Raw genomic sequence first — 19264 nt, 5'->3', positions numbered from 1 at the left:
ATACAGAGTACACAAACGGCTAGAAGTTTTAGTATTTTCACTCTCACAATAAAACTTAATTTTGAAGGTTTTGTGAACTTGTAACTACAGGTGAATAGTAACTGAACTAAATATTTATTAAAAACAGAAATGAATACACAGCATCTTACAGCAGAACAGGTAAAATCAATTCAGGCCAGTTTTATTAATAAAGTATACGGCTGGATGGCTCTGGCACTTGCCATAACCGGATTTGTAGCATTGCGGGTGGTTGATTCCGGTTTTGTGGAAACTATTGCCCAAAACCAGATTTTATTTTTTGGAGTGATTCTGGCTGAGTTGGGTTTAGTAGTTTGGCTGTCGGGCCGAATCAACAGCATGAACGCCAGTATGGCCATTGGGCTGTTTCTGCTCTACTCCGCTTTAAATGGTTTAACCTTCTCCATTTTGTTTCTGGTTTATACATCAGCTTCTATTGCTTCCACCTTTTTTATTACAGCAGGTACCTTTGGAGTGACCAGTGCCTATGGATATTTCACTAAAAAAGATCTTTCCAGCATTGGAAATATTGCATTTATGGGGCTGATTGGTATTATCATAGCTACCATTGTGAATATTTTTGTCCATAGTGAAATGCTGTATTGGGGCATCACCTACATTGGTGTAATAGTGTTTGTCGGATTGACAGCGTACGATACGCAGAAGATGAAAAAAATGAGCCTGGAAGTAGATGTTGATTCAGAAGAGGGGAGTAAAGGGGCTATTATGGGTGCACTTGCTCTTTACCTCGACTTCATCAACATGTTTATCTTCTTGCTTCGGATTTTTGGAAATCGCAGGTAACGTCATTCATACAAATTATCTTTGTTAGCCTGAGATAATTCAATAAAAAACCGGGCAAATTTTTTGGTTACAGCCTTGAAGTACTTTTGCCCTTTTTCTGCAGATGCTTTTTTCGGATTCCCAATTCCTGTGTCGTCAGTTACCTGAGACCATGGGCGTTCTGCCCATGCCCAATCTTCCGTAAGTGCTTTTATTTTACTCTTTCTTTCATCTCCTGGGCCTGCTTCATCCAGCGGTAACACCAGCTCCGGTTTGAGGTGAAGTATCAGACTGGTTTCAAGTTCGTCTGCATGGTCTCCATCTTCATCAAAGAATAATTTCTTGTCGAGCGACTTGAACCAATCGGTTACACAAAGAAACATGTCGGGGAATTCAAGCCCTAATTCTCTGACGAGAGGTTTGAAATTATTACCACCATGGCTATTGAAAATCACAAGCTTATGGATGCCCTGCCGGTTTAAAACAGTTATCACATCTTTGAGAATTGCGTACTGAGTACTCGGGTTCAGGTTTATATCAAGATAGATATCAGGTTGCCCGGTATTTACACCAAAAGGGATCGTTGGAAGAACAATGACTTTGGCACCTTCGTCCCAGGCCAGCCTCGCCGATTCCGCTGCTATATGGTCAGCTTCAATGACATCGGTAGAATAGGGTAAATGATAATTATGAGCTTCAGTAGCACCCCAGGGTAGAACAGCCAGTTCAAAGTCAGCATTCTTAAGGTCTTTCCAATTGTTTTCAGCTAAAATGTATGGTCTTATCATCCGATATGATTAAAAAATATTTCCGTTTATGATTTCGAAACTTCCAACGCAAAAGTATAAAATCGGAACTGATAATGATAACCCCATATCAAACTTTATGGATGAACTACGTTATTTTCATCAGGATTGAAACCGCTGTATTAATTGTATTGCAAAGAAAAGACAGACTATGAGCAATTTTAGCAGCTTATCTAAATCCGACAAAAGCAGAATCATCGAAATGGCCTGGGAAGACCGGACTCCTTTTGATGCCATTGAATTTCAATTTGGTCTGACAGAAGATGAAACCATCGAACTGATGCGCTCCGAAATGAAACGTTCCAGCTTTAAAATGTGGAGAAAGAGGGTTTCAGGCAGAGATACCAAACATCGTAAGAAAAGGAAAGAAGAGGTCAAAAGGTTTGTGAGCCCTAATCAGTACTAACATTGGGGGTATATGATGTTATGTAGTTTTAAGCTAATCAGGACTGCATCAGCAAAAAAAGAGAGTAAAGACCATGGTAAAGGCAGGTTTTTTCTGCTCAATATTTGTCCGGATAGCGAATGTATCTGAAGAAAAAGATTGCGGCAGGAAGAAATTATTTTTATTATTGCAACACAGTCGCAATAAATAATTATGCCAAGACGAAAAACACAATCGACCACCGAAATTCTATCTGTGCTTAAAGCTGCAGAATCAGCTATGAGCCACCAAATGATAGAAGATGCCCTTGATATTGAAGTTGACCGGGCTACCATATATCGGGTATTGAACCGGTTTAGTGAAGATGGGTTGGTACACCGGGTGGTTGGAGAAAATGGGAAACAATATTTCGCTCTCTGTGAAGACTGTGAAAAGCACGATCATAATCATGATCATTTTCACTTTCGGTGCAATAAGTGCGGAAAGGTCGAGTGTTTGACAAGGGAAATTGACATCAAATTACCCGAAAACTATATCGCAAAGAACTTCAACGGGATGATATCCGGTATTTGTGCCGATTGTGCCTAGTACCTAAAGCTGGACAGAAATAAATATGCAAAATAGAAATACTGAATCATCCAAAGGATTTTGGGATCGGCTGGGAATCGGGCTTTCCGGTTTATGTGCAATACATTGCCTGTTGGTACCTGTTTTTGTTTCTCTGATACCGCTATGGCCGGCACTGGATGATTTTCACGAATACACACACCTGGTATTCATTCTAGCCATTGCTCCTGCGGTTGTTTTATCCATCAAAAAAAGAAAGAATCTCAAATCTATCTCAGGCTATTTATTCGTTGGGCTTGCCATTATTTTTGTGGCCTGGTTTTTTAATCATCAGCTTGGAGAGTATGGCGAAGCGGGGGTGACGTTGATTGGAAGTGGCTTATTAATCAGGGGACACTGGCTTAATTATAGATCAAAAAATATTAGCTAATATTTTCTTCCAGTAGCTGCAAAACCTCAAGTGCACATCCCCAGCTTAAAGTTACGCCGGCACCACCGTGTCCATAATTATGAATGAAGAGTTTGTCGTGTAGTTCTTCAGTCTCCAGCCTTAACCCATTCTCCTTCTTCCGAACGTATCGGTATCCAATTTTTACTTTCCGGTTTTTAAACTCGCTGATGTCAACGCCAAATGTTTCCTGAATAATACTTTTGTGCAGATTATAAATTTGAGCTGGAATCTCTATTCCATTTATGTTCATGATTGGCTGGACAGTTTCTTCTCCAATCCAATTTTCCTGGTCATCCAGTTTGCCAATTTGTCGACTTCCCCCCAGAATCAATCCATCCTTTCTGGGGTAGCAATAGATGTCTTGTGAGTTTCCGGATTCGGTTTTATAAACATCGGCTCCGGGAGAAAAATTATACGAAACAACATTCCCTTCAGAATTCAATAAGCGGGGAATATCATTAATCTGCAGAATATGTCCTCTATAAATAAGATCATTAGGGTCATCAAAAAGCCGAATGGATCCCAGCTCCGAGCAATTGATGATTATGTCATAAGGCAGATTTTTCAATTCTTCTTTTTGAATCGATTTGATTTCGAGTGCTACTCCATTTTTTAGTACAGTCTCCATTAAAGAGGGATAATAGAGCGACCAATCAGCAAAATAGCAGGAAAACTTCCATCCATCTTTCACTTCATGTTCAGGATGTTTTGGATGAAAAGAGTTTTTGAAGTTTGTCAGGGGAGTAAAACCTTTCATCAGGTGGGTATAGTCAGGTAAGCTCTGAGCCATAGTAAAAAGTTCGAAATGCTCGTGAAGCTTTAATCCGGGGAATTTGTTCTTGTAGAGTGTTTCAAAATAGGCCTGACTCTTTGTAAAAATAGAGTACACATTTTCTGAGTATACAGAACGTGGAATTACAGATGCTGCCGGGAAGAGGCTGCTAAAAGTTGGATCAGGTTTTGCTGTTCTTGGATCTTTTTCTGTAAAGATGGTGACATCCCAATTATGCTGTTGCAAAAGATGCGCAACACTTAATCCGCTTATACCACAACCGATGATGCAAACATTTTTGTCTCTCTTCATATCAAAAAAACAGGCTTAAAAGTTGGAATAAATTAATGTTCAAAGGTCTATGCGTGTTGTTTCAAGTGACTAATTTTGGTAATTTTACTTATCAACAGACAGGCTTTTTACGTGCAAAAAATAATACCATTTATTTTAACTATTGTTCTTTTTTTGAGCATAATGTCCTGCAATTTGCTCACCGTAGATGGAGAAGCCTCTGATTATCCTTCCACTTTCCCGGCTATTGAGTTTTCAGAACTTGATAAGATGAACCAGGAATATCAGGCAGCAAATAACGGACATATTTGTTCTACTCTCAATAAATATGGCTTTACCGGATACAGCGAAATCTTTTTTGTGAATGGAGAAAGCCCATGTGCTGATCGTGAGGTTGTGAGAACAGAAATTGAGGAAACAGATACACTCATAACTGCGACTAAATCAGCTTTGGTTAAGAATAGTATCTATACCGGGGTAAATGATTCATCAAAACTTATTATTACAGAAATACTGCCGATAAGAGGATGTACAATCTGTGAAGGACCGGGTCTTAACAATGTACCGATAGAGTTGAAAATTACTTTTGCAGAGCAAGAGAAAGATTCGAATAAAGTAGTTGGAACCGATATCACCGTTGTTATAGATGCGGAGGGAGTGAGCAGAATATGGGGGAATTGGTACCAGGATTTTGAAGTCCCCGATTTTGTAAACTTCGGTTACGAAGAAGTACAATCTGGTATGATAGGTTGGGAGATCGATATGCGACCTTATACCGGAGAGGAAACGATTTATACGATACAAAATGAAGATATTGGCGGGAAGCCGGAGAGGGTATACTTGCCAATAGAAAATGAGAGCGAACAAAAGTTGGAGATTCGTACTTGCTGGGCCATCCCAATTTCATATAACCAAAGTTCAGGCTTTGAAGGCTGGATGGCTTATGTGGATATAGAGGAAGGTTTCCTGGTAGATATGAGAGCTCGTTAGCTCAGGAAACAGGTGAAAAAGAATATTAAATTTCTTTACAACACCAGAATATTAAGATTAGTAACATACGTTAGGATCATTACTCTTGTTTTGTGAGCGATGATTTTACATAAAGCATAAAGGACGTAACATTGACAGAATCGGCAAATAAGAAAATACTTATTGTAGAAGACGACATGATTATATCACTTGTCGTTGAAAATATGATCAAGAAGCTTGGCCATACGTTAGTGGGTAAAGCCGCCTCAGGAGATGAAGCTATTGAGTTAGCTAAAGAGCATCAGCCAGATATTGTGTTAATGGATATCCGGCTTAAGGGAGAGATGGATGGGATCGAAGCTGTGACTCAGATTAAAGAACACATCAAGACAGAAGTAATTTATCTCACCGGAAATTCTGATAAGGTAAATTACGAACGAGCCAAAGCCACAGAATGTGTGGATTTAATCTCAAAGCCTTTCACGATTGGAGAATTGACCCGCTCATTAGAGTTGGTTCCCTGATAACTTTTTGTGCATCTTTTCAGTGATTTTATCGTAGGTTAGTCCGAAATAATTATGGGCAAATACTATGAGTACAAAATTCAAAAATCTACGCAACGATTTAGAGGATCTGGAACAAGACGGGCAATTTGATATTGATGAGGGTTCTTCAGTTTCAGGAAGTAAGTCAAGTTCAAAAATTGCCAATTATATACTGCTTTTCGCTTTCATTGCCACGCTTACCTTTTATGCCGGCTCACAATTTAATTCTTCTGGTATTGACCTAAACCCGCTGGATAATATTGTACAGGAATTTAATCAGCCCAATGAAGACTTATTAAATAGCATGGGGGAATGGATGGAAGAAATGGGCTATGGAGTCCTTACTCATGAAGAGCTTATCGCTTTGAGAGCAGAAGGTGTAACGGCTACATATACGTCACAAATACGGGATGCAGGCTATCCTGATGTAACTTTGGAACAGCTCGTTGAACTTCAAAACTCGGATGTGAGTTCGACTTTTACCCGAATGATGAGTGAACTCGGATACGACCTGACCATACAGGATTTAATCGACCTGCGTCGGGCCGATGTAACGGCATTCTTCACCAGCAATATGATGGATTTAGGTTATACAATGGAAGAACTGACCAAAGATAACCTAATCAGAATGAGAAATATCGGGGTAACTCATACCCTGGCTGAAAACCTCACGGAAGAACGTGGAGCACGTCCCTCGGTAGACGATCTGATCCGCTATCGTATTAGTAATCAATAGCTAAGAGAGTTTCTTCGGAACATTTTCTTCTTAAATATCTTTACAAATAGTGAATAGAAATAACTAAACAATTTGCAATGAAAAGATTACTATCACTTTTTTCTTTAATAATAATTTCAACACTACTGACGCAGGCAACAGCGCAGGAATACCTGATTGAGAATTCTTCCGGAATAGGTCCAAAAATTGGTTTCTATAAAGCCCCTGACGCCGAAGATGGAACCATGTTTATTGGTCTCCAATCCCGGACAAAAGGTAAATATGTTGGAGCTGAATTTTCGCTGGAATACAGAGGAGAGCAAAGCTATACAACAACGGGTGGAAGTGAGCTAACCGTTCGACAAGTTCCTGTTACAGGGTCTTTATTGGTTTTTGCTCCGTTGGCTGAAAACCTTGCCCCTTATGGTTTAGCTGGATTGGGTGCCTATTATACCTTTTATGACTATGATGGTGGCTTTACAAATCCAGGAGATGATGCTGAGGTGAATATTGGTTATCACTTAGGTTTTGGTGCTGATGTGGCCCTTTCGGAATCTGCTGCCTTAAATATAGACTATCGCTATTTATTTTTAGATGGAAGTGATGATCTGTCAGATAAGGAATTTAGCGGCAATGTAATTTCAGCCGGACTCACATTTTATTTCTAACAAAAACTATCCTATTTTAAGAATCCCGTGCTTAACCAGTGCGGGATTTTTTTTGTTTTAATCACTCAATAAACATCACTCACTCTCACTCAAATTCAGAAATATGCCGGAAATTGTACTACCTGAAGTTGAATTAAATATTTACTCACCCAAAGATCCAACTGAAATTACCGTAGTTGAAAATTATGTATGTACAAAGGAAAGTAGCCCTAACTTTGTAAGGCATGTTACTTTTGATGTATCCGGAACCAAATTGGAAGGACGTGTTCGTATCGGTCAGTCAATAGGGATCTTGCCTCCCGGCGAAAATGAAAAAGGGCGACCCTATAAGCTTAGATTATATTCAGTCTCATCACCTACTAAAGGAGAAGGTGGTAAGTCCAACCTGATATCAACTACTGTGAAACGAACGATTGAAGAGTTGGATGGTAAATTATACACTGGTATTTGTTCTAATTACCTGGCTGACTTAAAACCCGGTGATAAAGTAAAGGCAACCGGTCCTTCTGGAAAAAGGTTCTTGTTACCCGAGAATCCCGAAAAGTTTAATTATGTCTTTTTTGCCACCGGTACTGGAATCGCTCCTTTCAGGGGAATGATTATGGAAATGCTGGAAGCAGGAATGGAGAGTCAAATTGCACTGGTTTTTGGTGCAGCGTACCGAACCGATTTGATTTATCCCGATTACCTCATGGAAGCAGAAAAGAACAATGATAATTTTCATTATATCGCCAAGATATCCCGGGAAGATCGCCGGCCAGATGGCTCGAAGTATTACGTTCAAACTGCCATCGAAGATGAGTCAGAAATTCTGGATCCAATTCTAAGCCAGGAAAATACACTGATTTATATCTGTGGTATCAAAGGTATGGAAGCAGGAATTTATAAAACGCTCGCCAAGAAAGGCCTTAACGAATACCTGGTGATTAAAGATGACTACGCCGAAATGGACCCAGCCGATTGGGACTGGGAAGATATGAAGCGTAATGTAAAGCCGAGTGACCGCACCTTTGAAGAGGTTTATTAATACTTCTGTGCTTTCATTCGTAGTCATTCTGAAATTGATTCAGAATCTGACATGAGCCGCAAGTTTAAGAATGAATTTTGGTCACCCCGCCTGATACGATAAAACGCATAAAATTTGTCGGGTCGGTTTTGATAGGTGTAACTTTATCTTTGGGAACGATATATAAGTTGCCGGAAAAGTTATAGGAATGAGGGCAGTACACGGCAACCTCATCTTCCAGGCCAAAGTGAGACAGTGATTCTTCGGTAATGAACCCAAATCGTTTCATGCCAACAGGTTCACTGAACTCTACACTCACCGGCTGGGTGAATTTCTTTTTATCTCCCACAAAAGCTTCTGTAAGATCTTTCAGAGAGTTATATACAATATTTACGAAAGGAGTTTTTGTGAGTAGTTTTTCAAAGAGGTGTAGGATGGGCTTCACAAAAGTCTGGGTTAGGACAAACCCAATTAGGGTTATGGCAATAAAGCCGGTAACAATCCCTAATCCCGGAACCTCAAGGTCAAACCAGCTATAGAATAGATTGTTAAAGAGGTTGTTGATCCAGACCAGGGTCACATAAACTAAATAGACGGTAGCGCTGACGGGTAAAATGACCAGCATTCCACGAAAAAAGTAATTCAGAATCGTTTTCATAATCGGCAGATGATTTAGCTTTACCTGAATCTAACGGTAAATCTTCAAAAATGTGTGTCCGGATTAATTAACCGATTTTTATTTATGTGCGGAAAAAAGTACTATTTGCTGATCTAAACATAGATTCAAAACAATGCTATGGAAGAATTGGGGGTGCAAAAATCGACGGAAAGAGTGCTTTCCCGTAACCTGAAGCTCAGGAACAGAAAGATCACTCATTACTTCTACATCTCATCTGTGGCTTACATGTCGGTTTTAGTGATTGTCGGTTTTTGGCCAACCTATTTTAGTCATGTCTTTAGCGAACTTCCTGTCAGGCACTGGAGCATGCACGCACATGCCCTTATTTTTATAGGATGGTTGCTTCTCTTATTCGTTCAAACTTCACTCGTTGCTTCAGGGAATACAAAAGTTCACCGAAAACTGGGAGTTGCCGGAGGGTTCTATGTAACTCTGATGATCATTTTTGGCTTGGCAGCTGCTTTTATGTTGCCATTGGAAAGAATTGAAAGTGGAGAATGGACTTTAGACCGAGGAGCTTCTTTTCTGATTCATCCGCTGGGCGACCTAATTGTCTTCATCGCATTTTTTATTCCGGCTCTGTATTACAGAAAAAAGAGCGAAATTCACAAGAGACTGATTTTGATTGCTTCTCTAATGCTGATATTCCCGGGAATTGCTCGTATAGGATTGGCGCAAATTCCTACTTTTATCATATGGCTTATTCCATTATTAGCCGGTGCTGCATTGGATGTTATGTTCAAGAAAAGAGTACACTTCCTTTATTTGCTTGGCGCCGTTGTTTTAACACTCTCAGTATTAGGACGATATTATATCTCAAATTCTGGACTTTGGCTTGAAATAGGACGATACCTTTTGAGTATTTTTTGAAAACTCACGTCTCTTCTTTGGTAATAACTTCGATCTCAACTAATCATCTGCCCCTATTAAAAAGTAATAAACCTACCTGAGTTTGACGATTAACGAATCTCAAACCGCACATGAGTTCAAACCAGATTTTTCCTATCTTCAAGGCTCTGTAAAATCCAACACTCACACATCAAAATTAATGTCTCACAAGACTTCTGCTCAGATTCGTCAGGAATTCTTTGATTTCTTTGCTGAAAAAGATCATGCTATTGTAGATAGTGCCCCTGTCGTTCCTAAAAATGATCCTACACTTTTATTTACCAATGCGGGAATGAACCAGTTTAAAGCCATTTTTCTTGGAGAGGAAGACACGCTTAAGCACGAAGGAAAAAACTGGAATCGGGCCGCTGATACTCAGAAATGTATTCGCGTAAGCGGTAAGCACAACGATTTGGAAGAAGTAGGCCACGATACCTATCATCATACGCTGTTCGAGATGCTGGGGAACTGGTCGTTTGGCGACTACTTCAAAAAAGAGGCTATTGGGTGGGCCTGGGAATTGTTGGTGGATGAATGGGGACTCGAACCCGATCGGCTTTATGCTACCGTTTTTGGAGGAGATGAAGAAGACGGCCTCCCTGTTGATGATGAAGCCATTGAACTTTGGAAGAGCGAGACAGGTATTGATCATGGCCATATCCTGAAATGCGGGAAGAAGGATAATTTTTGGGAGATGGGGGAAACCGGTCCATGTGGTCCGTGCTCTGAAGTGCATATTGATTTACGTTCGGATGAAGATCGTAAGAAAAAACCCGGCGCTGAATTGGTGAACATGGATGACCCGCGGGTGATGGAAATCTGGAACCTGGTATTTATTCAGTTCAACCGGAAACCAGACGGAAGTCTTGAAAAACTGCCTGCACAGCACGTTGATACCGGAATGGGCTTTGAGCGTATTTGTGCGGTCCTTCAGAATAAAACATCCAATTATGACACGGATGTATTCACTCCAGTAATTAACAAGATTGCGGAGATGGCCGGTGAGACTTACGGCAAGAATGAAGAAAAAGACATCGCCATGCGGGTGATTGCAGATCATATCCGTGCGGTTACCTTTTCGATAGCCGATGGGGCTTCTCCCGGAAATGATGGTCGTGGATATGTAATCCGACGAATTCTGCGCCGTGCTATTCGATATGGTTGGGATGTGCTGGATTTCAAAGAGCCATTTTTCTTCAAGTTAGTAGACGTACTTGCGGATCAGTTTGAAGAGGTATTCCCGGAGATTGCAGCTCAGAAAGAATATATCGTAAACGTTATTCGGTCCGAAGAAAAGAGCTTCCTAAAGACATTGGGGCAGGGTATTGAACTGTTCAATGAAATGGTGGAAGGCAAGGATAAGCTCTCAGGTGAGGATGCTTTTAAACTGCACGATACCTACGGTTTTCCGATTGACCTGACCGAGCTAATGGCTCGGGAACAAGGAGTTGAAGTAGATGTGGAAGGCTTCAACAAAAACATGAAAGAGCAGAAAGAACGTGCTCGTGCTGCCGGTAAGTTTTCGGTTGATCAGTCTGATTCAAAATCCTGGAATGTAATTGAAGATACAGATGAGTTTGAGTTTGTAGGGTATGACGATGCTAAAGCAGAAGTTAACATCATCGCTTATCGCAAAGAAGGAGATCGATTTGCCCTGCAGTTGAACAAAACCCCGTTTTATGCCGAAAGTGGTGGACAGGTTGCTGATACCGGGCTTATTACCAATGGTGATGAATACATCAAAGTATTGGATGTGAAGAAGTCGAACGGGCAGTTTATTCATTATGTGGATAAGCTTCCGGAAGATCTGAGCGGAACCTGGACAGCAAGTATCGATTTGGATAGAAGAATTGAAATTCAGAAGCATCATTCTGCAACCCATTTGGTTCATGCTGCACTTCGTGGAATTCTGGGAGATCATGTAGCGCAGAAAGGATCGCTGGTGGATGAAAACCATCTGAGGTTTGATTTCTCTCACTTTGAAGCCATGACCGATGAGCAGCTGGATGAGGTTGAGCAGTTGGTGAATGAGAAAATTCAGGAAAACATCCCACTGCAAGAAGAACGAAACGTACCTATTGATGAAGCCAAAGACCGCGGTGCGATGATGCTCTTTGGTGAGAAATATGGTGAGAGCGTTCGGGTGATTACTTTCGATGAAGATTATTCTGTCGAACTTTGTGGGGGAACTCATGTAGGGGCAACCGGCGAAATCGGATACTTTCGATTTACTCAGGAAACCTCTGTAGCGGCTGGTATTCGAAGAATCGAAGCTGTTTGTGGAACCAGGGCTGATAAACTTCTCCGGGATGAAAAACGATTGCTTCAGCAAGTAAAAGGAGCCATCGGGCAAACCCAGGATCTTGTTGCTGATGTAATGAAACTTATAGAGGAGAAAAAATCGCTGGAAAAAGAACTCGAACAAATGCAGCTTCAAAACACCGGAGCCAAGCTGGATGAGCTGATACAAAGCGCAAGTTCTTTGACCTCGGGTATCAGACTCGTTAAAGGTGAAATTGCCGGCGCTGATATGGATGTTCTTAAGCAGCTTGGCTACGATGGCCTTCAAAAAACAAAGGAAAACACGGCGATAGTTCTTGGATCCAAAGATGAGGAAGAAAAAAAGGTGTACCTGATGGTGGCCCTTTCAGAAGACCTGATTAAGGAAAAGGGATTAAAAGCCGGTGCGATTGTCGGTCAGCTTGGAAGGCTTGTTGGCGGAGGTGGAGGCGGTCAGCCTAACCTGGCTACAGCCGGAGGACGCCAGCCTGAAAAACTGGGTGAAGCCCTCGATAAAGTGAATGAAATAATCACCGAATCAATTCAATAGATCAAATCACAAAATCTTCATAAAAATTGGATATATTTGCGTCCCTTTTGAATTTGATGCAAGAATGACTTGAAAACATAATTATGGCTAAGAAGAAAACAGACGAAGTAAATTTTGCCCCGCGGGGTATTGGAGACGAAAAAGACGGCGCCGTTCAAAAAGGCGTGGATCTTCCATCCCCAACCAAAAAGAAACACAAATCCCTTGGCTTGAGTGAAGATGATCTCAAGGCAATGTATGAGCAGATGTATCTTCAGCGACGTTTTGAAGAGCGTGCCATGCAGCAGTATCAGAAGGGTAAATTTGGTGGATTTCTTCACCTTTATATTGGTCAGGAAGCCATTTCAACCGGAACCGTATATGCTCTGAATGATGACGACGATATCATTACAGCTTATCGTGATCACGGCTGGGGACTTTGCCGAGGAATTACCCCGAAAGAAGGGATGGCTGAATTATTTGGTAAAGCACCGGGATGCTCCAAAGGTAAAGGTGGTTCCATGCACTTTGCCAAGACAGAAAATCACTTCTGGGGCGGTTACGGAATTGTAGGTGGCCATATCCCCATTGGGGGCGGACTTGCTTTTGCTAACAAATACAATCAGAACGGCAGAATTTCGGCCACGTTTTTTGGGGATGGTGCTGTAGATCAGGGAGCACTTCACGAGACTTTTAACATCGCTAACCTCTGGAAACTGCCGGCTATTTTTGCGGTAGAGAACAACGGTTACTCGATGGGAACCGCTGCCCGTCGCCATACGGTTACTGAAATTGTGGACCGTGCCAAAGCTTATGGCATGAAAGGAAAAGTGGTAAACGGAATGGATGTTTTTTCTGTGTATGAAGCTATGAAAGAAGTAGCTGAAGATGTGCGCAAGAACTCAGAACCGTATTTCCTTGAAATCCGCACGTATCGTTACCGCGGTCATTCGATGTCAGATCCTCAGAAATACCGTACTAAAGAGGAGCTGGAAGAATATCAAAAAGTAGATCCTATCGAGCGATTGAAAACGTATCTGAAAGATGAAAAAATTCTGAAAGACAGCGAAATTCAGGAAATAGAGGACAAAGTTGAGGATGAAGTACTTGAAGCAGTTGACTTTGCTGACAATGCGGATTTCCCAGAAGAATCAGCTCTCTATGATGATATGTTTGCTGAAGACGATCCTTATTTCCATAAATAATTTTAAAAAACTGACTACATAAAGTAATGGCTGAATTACAATTTAGAGAAGCGATAAAAGAGGCAATTGACGAGGAAATGGCCCGTGAAGAGAAAGTCTTCATTATGGGTGAGGAAGTTGCCGAATACAACGGAGCTTATAAAGCCACCGAAGGACTTTTAGACAAATACGGTTATAAAAGAGTAATCGATACTCCTATTTCTGAACTTGGCTTTGCCGGGATCGGAGTTGGAGCCGCAATGAACGGTCTTCGTCCTATTGTAGAATTCATGACGTTTAACTTTGCCGTGCTGGCAGCCGACCAGATCATAAATCATGCTTCCAAAGCAGGATATATGACCGGCGGACAAATCAGCATGCCTATTGTATTCCGTGGACCAAATGCATCTGCAGGTCAGTTAGGAGCAACACACTCGGTAGCTTACGATTCGATGTATGCTCACTTCCCGGGACTGAAAGTGATTTACACATCAGAGCCGGATGATGCCAAGGGATTATTGAAATCTGCGATCCGTGATGACAACCCCGTGTTGTTCATGGAATCGGAGCAGATGTATGGAATGAAAGGGGAAGTATCTGACGAAGAAGATTACATTATCCCGATTGGGAAAGGAAAGATCAAGCGTGAAGGAAGTGATGTGACTGTTGTTGCACACGGGAAAATGTATCATGTGGCCAAACAAGCTGCTGCACAGCTTGAAAAAGACGGAGTGGAAGTAGAGATTATTGATCCGCGTACGGTAAAGCCACTTGACCTGCCTTTGATCATAGAATCAATTAAGAAAACCAACCGATGTGTAGTTGTAGATGAAGCGCATCCATTTGCAGGATTTGCAGCTGAGATTGGCTTCTTGATTCAACGCGAAGCTTTTGATTACTTAGATGCACCGGTTCAGCGTGTTACATTACCTGATGTAAATGCACCATTTTCCAAACCACTGTTTGATGCATGGTTGCCAAGTGCCAAAAATGTAATTGACGCAGTTAATCAGGTTACATACAGGAACTAGGGAAAAGGCAAAGGTGAAAAGTGCTCATAAACCACTTTTCACCTTTCAGTTTTGCCTTTTCACTCAAACACACGTTAAATTAGCAGAAGTTCAGAAATTAATAACTCACTCAACAGAATAGATTATTATGGCGATTAAGATTGAAATGCCGAAGCTCAGCGATACCATGGAAGAAGGGGTAATCGCGTCGTGGAATGTAAGCGAAGGAGATAAGGTAGAAGCCGGCGATATTATTGCTGAAGTAGAAACTGATAAAGCCACCATGGAAGTGGAAGCCTTTGATGAAGGTACCGTTCTCAAGATTTTGGTTGGGGAAGGAGATGCTGTTCCACTGGGTGGTTTAATGGCTGTTCTTGGTGAGGAAGGCGAAGATATCTCTGATATTTTAGATGGAGCCGGAAGTGATGCTTCCGCTCAGAAAGAAGGAGCCAAAGAATCTAAATCTGAAAATAAAGAAGAAGCAAAATCTAAAAGCTCTTCTGGATTGACATCTCCAAAGTCAGAACCCTCAACATCATCACCTTCAGATAACGGAAGAATTAAAGCTTCTCCATTGGCACGAAGCATGGCTGATGACAGAGGTATTGATCTATCGCGGGTAGATGGTTCCGGTCCTGGCGGAAGAATTATCAAGGCTGATATCGAGAATTACAAAGAAGCAGCACAACCCGCTGCGGCATCAGCTCCTTCCCAGTCGTTTAAGAGCCTGGAAAGCAAAGAGATTAAAGTTTCCCAGATGCGGAAGACCATTGCCCGGCGCTTGTCGGAGAGTAAGTTCAGCAATCCGCATTTCTATGAGACTATTGACATTGACATGAAAGCTGCGGTTCAGGCCAGAGCTTCCATGAACGAAGCCAATGATGTGAAAATCAGTTTTAATGATATTGTGGTGAAGGCTTGTGCAATTGCTCTCACTCGCCACCCATACGTTAACAGTTCCTGGCTGGGAGATACCATCAAGCAGCACGCGGATGTTCATGTGGCTGTAGCTGTGGCCATTGAGGAAGGATTGATGACTCCGGTGATCAACCACGCCGATCAGAAGGGACTTGCCCAGATTTCATCTGAAACAAGGGAGCTTGCCGGACTGGCCCGCGACCGTAAACTTCAGCCGGAACAGATGGAAGGAAGTACGTTCACCATCAGTAATCTGGGAATGTTTGGCATTGAAGAATTCACAGCTATTATTAATCCACCAAACGCCTGTATTTTAGCGGTAGGTGCCATTCGTGACGTCCCTGTTGTTGAGAACGGAGAAGTAGTTCCCGGCAAACGAATGAAAGTGACGCTCTCAAGCGATCACCGAATTGTGGACGGAGCCAAGGCAGCAGAATTCCTGAACACGGTTAAGAACCTGTTGGAAAATCCGCTTTCCATGCTGCTTTAAATTTAAGCCAGTAACCAATTCATTCAATAGCCCTGATCATTTGGTCAGGGCTATTTTTTTAGAAGTAAACTGATAATCCGAAGCGGACTCCATTTCCGCCAAAGGCGAACTCTCTCTCATTTATTATCTGTTTAACCGTATTATCAGCTGGTTTATTTTTATTGATACTTTGATTCTGTGTGTAGCTTGCGGTTGCGGAAATTTGATATTCAACGTGGAGGCTTATTGATGGATGAAAAAACCATTCAACTCCTGTATAGCCCAATGCAGATAACCCAATTGTATACTCTTTGGTGGTTCGTTTACTGTTGATCTCATCCATTTCTGATTTCTGAAAACCAGCATCAACCCCAGGACCAAAGCCATAATAGAATTTAATTTGAGCATCGGGATTCACATAATTCATCCATGTGTAACTAAAAGAAAGATTGTTATTGGAGTTAGTATTATTCCTTTCATTAGGGTCATCTTCGATGTCTGAACTTCTAAACCTCGAACCCAGGCTAAGTCCTAATCTATGTGCCCGGCTATTTGTAACTTGCTTTTTGTAGGAGAGCATTGAACCGGAAAAAGAGGACAAACTAAAATTGTTATTGATCTGAAATTGAAGTGCTTTCGAACTTTTCTTGAGTGAGTGCTTTGGGGAAGGATCTGTTTGCGCGAATAGTTGTGAAGAGATTAGCAGAAAAGAAAAAAGGAAGACAAATTTCAGCAAATTTTTTTGGAATGGACTCATAAAACGATTGATCAATTATTGAGGGTGTGGTTTTAGGATAAAAAGCTAAAGTTAAGATACATATAGCATATTTATGTTAATATTGCATTTAAAATAATAGATAAGATATTGCCGGGATTACATTTTTATACAAACTTGTCAAAAATTATTCCGTAATTCGGTTCAACCCTTAACCAAACCGATTTACGATGAAGCACTTTTTACTTTTAACAGTTGCAGTCCTTTTGTTTACCGTTCCTGAATCAGTGAATGCTCAAACTCAGGATGCCAAAGATGTACAAGCTACCATAGAACAGCTCTTTGATGGAATGAGAGCAAGCGATAGCGCCATGGTGGCCGATGCTTTCACTAAAGATGCAATTATGAAGAGGGTGGCAACCAACCAGAATGGCGAAGTAATGGTTAATACCGGTAATCTTGCTGCATTTTTAAATGCTATCGGTTCTCCCAAAAATGAAGTCTGGGACGAACGCATTGGAAGCTATGACATTAATATTGATGGTAATCTCGCTACGGTATGGACTCCTTTTGAATTTTACAGGGGAGATACCTTTTCGCACTGTGGGGTGAATTCATTTCAGCTTGTGAAGAAAGACGGAGACTGGAAAATATTTTTCATAGTCGATACAAATCGTCAGTCCAATTGTGTTGAATCTTAAAAAGAGATACAAATGAAGAGAACGATCATATTATTTATTCTTATCGTATTTGCTGGCGCTACCATAAATGCGCAAGTGAGTGAAGAACAGCGTGCTAAAGATGTAGAAAGCATTGACAACCTGATAGAAGCATTATATGCTTCTATTTCCGGCGAGAAAGGAGAACCCAGAGATTGGGAGCGTTTTCGAAATCTTGTAATTCCGGAAGCCAGACTCATTCCAACGGGAAGAAATCAGGAAGGTAAGAACGTCTACCAGGTGATGACACCAGAAGAGTTCATCGAGAATACGGATTCATATTTTGTGGAAAATGGATTTTATGAATATGAAATCCACCGCGAGGAGCACCACTATGGGCGAGTAGTACATCTGTTCAGCACATATGGCTCAAAGCGGAGTGAATCGGATGCCGAGCCTTTCAACAAAGGAATAAACAGCATTCAGCTTTTTGATGATGGAGATCGCTGGTGGGTGGTTACCATATACTGGGCACATGAATCAGAGTTCAATCCCATCCCTGATAAATATAGCGGAATGTAATTCAGGCTTCATGAGACTCTAAGAGCCGGTCTATAAGTTCGGCTTTCTGAGGGTCCACATATTTGCCATATGATATGATAAGCGTGCCCTTTACTCCGTTATCAGATTCGATGGCGTAAACGGTGGACTCACTTCCGGGGTCTGTTCCCTGGTCAAATTTGTGCGTCTCAATGATGGAAAGATCTTCCGTAGAGTATTCCACTTCCATTTCTTTACAGGTAATGCAGTCATCTCCCAGTTCGTAGGTGTGATCAAAGCCTTTTTCTTTCAGTGATTCTACAGCGTCGGCTAAATCGCGATACATAAGTACGTCTTTTATTTATGTTCACTTTTATAACAAGCCTAACCCTGTGAATGTTTCGAAGAGAAGGTTTCGGGCTATTGCGCGTTCATAAAGTTATAGCAGTATTCAGCGATATCAGCTGAAGCTGCCAGCACTGATTCACGGTCAGGGGCGTTTTTTGAAAGAAAGACAAGGACAAAAGAACTTCCATCGGGCATGTAGACAATACCAGAGTCGTGATGGACGCCGGTAATCCAGCCTGTTTTATGGGCTACCACAGTACCTTCCGGAAGGTTAACCGGAATCATATCGTTGTATTTCTGGTCTTTCAGAATTTTTAAAATCTCATCTTTTGATTCTGAAGATAGCAGATCACCCCCGGCAAGCTGTTCAAAGATAATTCTGAGATCTTCAGGAGTGGTTGTGTTACTGAGTCCGGCTTCATAAGCTTTAATGTCTTCCACTCCCCGAAGCACTTCAATACTGTCAGCACCCATTTCACGCATGGTAGCAGTTACTTTTTTTGCATCCAGGAAATCAATCAGAATGTTTGTGGCAAGGTTGCTGCTTCTTGTAATCATCTCATAAGCAAGATGGTAAAGCGTAGTTTTCTTACCTAATAGCGCATACAGGTCCTGCTCACTATCTTCTGATACTTCCATGGTAAAGGTAGAACTGTCTACAATACTCACAAATTCGTTCTGAACTACTATGGAGTCTTGCACGGAAAACTCTCCTTGTTCAGCCTGATTATAAAGCTCGATAATTACCGGGGTTTTCATGGTGCTGGCCGCATGAAATCGCTCATCCTCATTAATAGCGATGGAAAGTTCAGGGTTTTGCAGACTCTTAAACGAAACACCAAAGGTTCCCTCCAGCTCAGATAACCTGGAATTGATAAGCGTTTCCAGTTCATTCAGGGTTTCGGGATTATGAGGAGAGGAGCAGGAAAGCAGGAAAGCAAAAAGAAGAATTGCAGGTAGAAATCTCATGGTATTGTGTTCGTTTAAAAGTGATTTGCTAGATACTTAATGTATAGATATAAAAAAAGCCGCTTATTTAAGCGGCTTTTTTAAAAACTTAGAGCTGTAA

Annotated in this window: 22 protein-coding genes; 16 read left to right on the top strand and 6 right to left on the bottom strand. The window is 41.4% G+C overall.

Annotated elements, in window-relative coordinates:
• Window positions 1–129: 129 nt before the first annotated feature.
• Window positions 130–822, top strand: coding sequence for a Bax inhibitor-1/YccA family protein (locus tag RIB15_RS07350; RefSeq protein WP_350201504.1), 693 nt, complete (start codon window positions 130–132; stop codon window positions 820–822).
• 2 nt (window positions 823–824) lie between these two features.
• Here the strand turns inward: RIB15_RS07350 and RIB15_RS07345 are convergent, their stop codons facing one another.
• Window positions 825–1586, bottom strand: a complete 762-nt coding sequence (locus tag RIB15_RS07345; RefSeq protein ID WP_350202048.1) for a creatininase family protein — start codon at window positions 1584–1586, stop codon at window positions 825–827.
• Window positions 1587–1758: 172 nt separating this feature from the next.
• Between RIB15_RS07345 and RIB15_RS07340 the strand changes: the two genes are divergently transcribed.
• The 3 genes from RIB15_RS07340 to RIB15_RS07330 all read left to right on the top strand — a co-directional run bounded on the left by RIB15_RS07340 (window position 1759) and on the right by RIB15_RS07330 (window position 2989).
• The gene (locus RIB15_RS07340; protein WP_350201503.1) at window positions 1759–2013 is read left to right on the top strand and encodes a TIGR03643 family protein; all 255 of its coding nucleotides are present in this window, start codon (window positions 1759–1761) and stop codon (window positions 2011–2013) included.
• 192 nt (window positions 2014–2205) lie between these two features.
• Window positions 2206–2580 carry a Fur family transcriptional regulator gene (locus RIB15_RS07335; protein ID WP_350201502.1) on the top strand — a complete coding sequence of 125 codons (375 nt, stop codon included), beginning with the start codon at window positions 2206–2208 and terminating at the stop codon, window positions 2578–2580.
• Between the two features lie 25 nt (window positions 2581–2605).
• Window positions 2606–2989, top strand: a complete 384-nt coding sequence (locus tag RIB15_RS07330; RefSeq protein WP_350201501.1) for a MerC domain-containing protein — start codon at window positions 2606–2608, stop codon at window positions 2987–2989.
• On the opposite strand, the gene RIB15_RS07325 is transcribed toward RIB15_RS07330, so the two are convergent.
• Window positions 2982–4094, bottom strand: coding sequence for an FAD-dependent oxidoreductase (locus RIB15_RS07325; protein ID WP_350201500.1), 1113 nt, complete (start codon window positions 4092–4094; stop codon window positions 2982–2984). The two genes, RIB15_RS07330 and RIB15_RS07325, sit on opposite strands and share 8 nt — an antisense overlap.
• 162 nt (window positions 4095–4256) lie before the next feature.
• On the opposite strand from RIB15_RS07325, the gene RIB15_RS07320 reads away from it, so the two are divergent.
• From RIB15_RS07320 to RIB15_RS07300, 5 genes are all read left to right on the top strand, one after another.
• Complete coding sequence (locus tag RIB15_RS07320; protein WP_350201499.1) at window positions 4257–5063, top strand: hypothetical protein; 807 nt, start codon at window positions 4257–4259, stop codon at window positions 5061–5063.
• A 131-nt stretch (window positions 5064–5194) separates the two neighbouring features.
• A complete protein-coding gene (locus RIB15_RS07315) occupies window positions 5195–5566 on the top strand; it encodes a response regulator (RefSeq protein WP_350201498.1) in 372 nt (123 codons plus the stop codon).
• A 67-nt stretch (window positions 5567–5633) separates the two neighbouring features.
• Window positions 5634–6323 carry a hypothetical protein gene (locus RIB15_RS07310; RefSeq protein ID WP_350201497.1) on the top strand — a complete coding sequence of 230 codons (690 nt, stop codon included), beginning with the start codon at window positions 5634–5636 and terminating at the stop codon, window positions 6321–6323.
• Between the two features lie 77 nt (window positions 6324–6400).
• Window positions 6401–6970 (top strand): outer membrane protein, encoded by a 570-nt coding sequence (locus RIB15_RS07305; RefSeq protein ID WP_350201496.1) that lies wholly within the window; start codon window positions 6401–6403, stop codon window positions 6968–6970.
• A gap of 103 nt (window positions 6971–7073) precedes the next feature.
• Window positions 7074–7997 (top strand): ferredoxin reductase domain-containing protein, encoded by a 924-nt coding sequence (locus RIB15_RS07300; RefSeq protein WP_350201495.1) that lies wholly within the window; start codon window positions 7074–7076, stop codon window positions 7995–7997.
• A 64-nt stretch (window positions 7998–8061) separates the two neighbouring features.
• On the opposite strand, the gene RIB15_RS07295 is transcribed toward RIB15_RS07300, so the two are convergent.
• Window positions 8062–8634 (bottom strand): DUF502 domain-containing protein, encoded by a 573-nt coding sequence (locus tag RIB15_RS07295; RefSeq protein WP_350201494.1) that lies wholly within the window; start codon window positions 8632–8634, stop codon window positions 8062–8064.
• A gap of 138 nt (window positions 8635–8772) precedes the next feature.
• Here RIB15_RS07295 and RIB15_RS07290 point away from each other — a divergent pair, with 138 nt between their 5' ends.
• From RIB15_RS07290 to RIB15_RS07270, 5 genes are all read left to right on the top strand, one after another.
• The gene (locus tag RIB15_RS07290; RefSeq protein WP_350201493.1) at window positions 8773–9525 is read left to right on the top strand and encodes a hypothetical protein; all 753 of its coding nucleotides are present in this window, start codon (window positions 8773–8775) and stop codon (window positions 9523–9525) included.
• A gap of 178 nt (window positions 9526–9703) precedes the next feature.
• Window positions 9704–12373 carry an alanine--tRNA ligase gene (gene alaS / locus RIB15_RS07285; protein WP_350201492.1) on the top strand — a complete coding sequence of 890 codons (2670 nt, stop codon included), beginning with the start codon at window positions 9704–9706 and terminating at the stop codon, window positions 12371–12373.
• Between the two features lie 83 nt (window positions 12374–12456).
• Complete coding sequence (pdhA, locus tag RIB15_RS07280) at window positions 12457–13557, top strand: pyruvate dehydrogenase (acetyl-transferring) E1 component subunit alpha (RefSeq protein ID WP_350201491.1); 1101 nt, start codon at window positions 12457–12459, stop codon at window positions 13555–13557.
• Window positions 13558–13583: 26 nt separating this feature from the next.
• Entirely contained in the window at window positions 13584–14567 is a 984-nt protein-coding gene (locus RIB15_RS07275; RefSeq protein WP_350201490.1) for a pyruvate dehydrogenase complex E1 component subunit beta, read from the top strand.
• A 127-nt stretch (window positions 14568–14694) separates the two neighbouring features.
• The gene (locus RIB15_RS07270) at window positions 14695–15954 is read left to right on the top strand and encodes a pyruvate dehydrogenase complex dihydrolipoamide acetyltransferase (RefSeq protein WP_350201489.1); all 1260 of its coding nucleotides are present in this window, start codon (window positions 14695–14697) and stop codon (window positions 15952–15954) included.
• A gap of 58 nt (window positions 15955–16012) precedes the next feature.
• On the opposite strand, the gene RIB15_RS07265 is transcribed toward RIB15_RS07270, so the two are convergent.
• A complete protein-coding gene (locus RIB15_RS07265; RefSeq protein ID WP_350201488.1) occupies window positions 16013–16513 on the bottom strand; it encodes a lipocalin/fatty acid-binding family protein in 501 nt (166 codons plus the stop codon).
• 365 nt (window positions 16514–16878) lie between these two features.
• Between RIB15_RS07265 and RIB15_RS07260 the strand changes: the two genes are divergently transcribed.
• On the top strand, window positions 16879–17349 hold the full coding sequence (locus tag RIB15_RS07260) for a nuclear transport factor 2 family protein (protein WP_350201487.1): 471 nt from the start codon (window positions 16879–16881) through the stop codon (window positions 17347–17349).
• A 12-nt stretch (window positions 17350–17361) separates the two neighbouring features.
• Window positions 17362–17889 (top strand): hypothetical protein, encoded by a 528-nt coding sequence (locus RIB15_RS07255; RefSeq protein ID WP_350201486.1) that lies wholly within the window; start codon window positions 17362–17364, stop codon window positions 17887–17889.
• 1 nt (window position 17890) lies between these two features.
• Here RIB15_RS07255 and RIB15_RS07250 read toward each other — a convergent pair whose 3' ends face one another.
• Both RIB15_RS07250 and RIB15_RS07245 read right to left on the bottom strand, forming a co-directional pair.
• Complete coding sequence (locus RIB15_RS07250) at window positions 17891–18193, bottom strand: hypothetical protein (RefSeq protein WP_350201485.1); 303 nt, start codon at window positions 18191–18193, stop codon at window positions 17891–17893.
• A gap of 74 nt (window positions 18194–18267) precedes the next feature.
• Window positions 18268–19164, bottom strand: coding sequence for a serine hydrolase (locus RIB15_RS07245; RefSeq protein WP_350201484.1), 897 nt, complete (start codon window positions 19162–19164; stop codon window positions 18268–18270).
• Window positions 19165–19264 lie beyond the last annotated feature (100 nt).

Source organism: Gracilimonas sp. (assembly GCF_040218225.1).
Lineage (GTDB): Bacteria > Bacteroidota > Rhodothermia > Balneolales > Balneolaceae > Gracilimonas.
This window is presented reverse-complemented; position numbering and strand designations above follow the sequence as displayed.

Coding starts and splice junctions, on each gene's coding strand:
- RIB15_RS07250 (WP_350201485.1), bottom strand. CDS start 18,193: ATGTATCGCGATTTAGCCGACGCTGTAGAATCACTGAAAGAAAAAGGC.
- RIB15_RS07275 (WP_350201490.1), top strand. CDS start 13,584: ATGGCTGAATTACAATTTAGAGAAGCGATAAAAGAGGCAATTGACGAG.
- RIB15_RS07330 (WP_350201501.1), top strand. CDS start 2,606: ATGCAAAATAGAAATACTGAATCATCCAAAGGATTTTGGGATCGGCTG.
- RIB15_RS07265 (WP_350201488.1), bottom strand. CDS start 16,513: ATGCTCTCCTACAAAAAGCAAGTTACAAATAGCCGGGCACATAGATTA.
- RIB15_RS07335 (WP_350201502.1), top strand. CDS start 2,206: ATGCCAAGACGAAAAACACAATCGACCACCGAAATTCTATCTGTGCTT.
- alaS (WP_350201492.1), top strand. CDS start 9,704: ATGTCTCACAAGACTTCTGCTCAGATTCGTCAGGAATTCTTTGATTTC.
- RIB15_RS07260 (WP_350201487.1), top strand. CDS start 16,879: ATGAAGCACTTTTTACTTTTAACAGTTGCAGTCCTTTTGTTTACCGTT.
- RIB15_RS07295 (WP_350201494.1), bottom strand. CDS start 8,634: ATGAAAACGATTCTGAATTACTTTTTTCGTGGAATGCTGGTCATTTTA.
- RIB15_RS07325 (WP_350201500.1), bottom strand. CDS start 4,094: ATGAAGAGAGACAAAAATGTTTGCATCATCGGTTGTGGTATAAGCGGA.
- RIB15_RS07245 (WP_350201484.1), bottom strand. CDS start 19,164: ATGAGATTTCTACCTGCAATTCTTCTTTTTGCTTTCCTGCTTTCCTGC.
- pdhA (WP_350201491.1), top strand. CDS start 12,457: ATGGCTAAGAAGAAAACAGACGAAGTAAATTTTGCCCCGCGGGGTATT.
- RIB15_RS07350 (WP_350201504.1), top strand. CDS start 130: ATGAATACACAGCATCTTACAGCAGAACAGGTAAAATCAATTCAGGCC.
- RIB15_RS07320 (WP_350201499.1), top strand. CDS start 4,257: ATGTCCTGCAATTTGCTCACCGTAGATGGAGAAGCCTCTGATTATCCT.
- RIB15_RS07305 (WP_350201496.1), top strand. CDS start 6,401: ATGAAAAGATTACTATCACTTTTTTCTTTAATAATAATTTCAACACTA.
- RIB15_RS07255 (WP_350201486.1), top strand. CDS start 17,362: ATGAAGAGAACGATCATATTATTTATTCTTATCGTATTTGCTGGCGCT.
- RIB15_RS07290 (WP_350201493.1), top strand. CDS start 8,773: ATGGAAGAATTGGGGGTGCAAAAATCGACGGAAAGAGTGCTTTCCCGT.
- RIB15_RS07340 (WP_350201503.1), top strand. CDS start 1,759: ATGAGCAATTTTAGCAGCTTATCTAAATCCGACAAAAGCAGAATCATC.
- RIB15_RS07310 (WP_350201497.1), top strand. CDS start 5,634: ATGAGTACAAAATTCAAAAATCTACGCAACGATTTAGAGGATCTGGAA.
- RIB15_RS07270 (WP_350201489.1), top strand. CDS start 14,695: ATGGCGATTAAGATTGAAATGCCGAAGCTCAGCGATACCATGGAAGAA.
- RIB15_RS07300 (WP_350201495.1), top strand. CDS start 7,074: ATGCCGGAAATTGTACTACCTGAAGTTGAATTAAATATTTACTCACCC.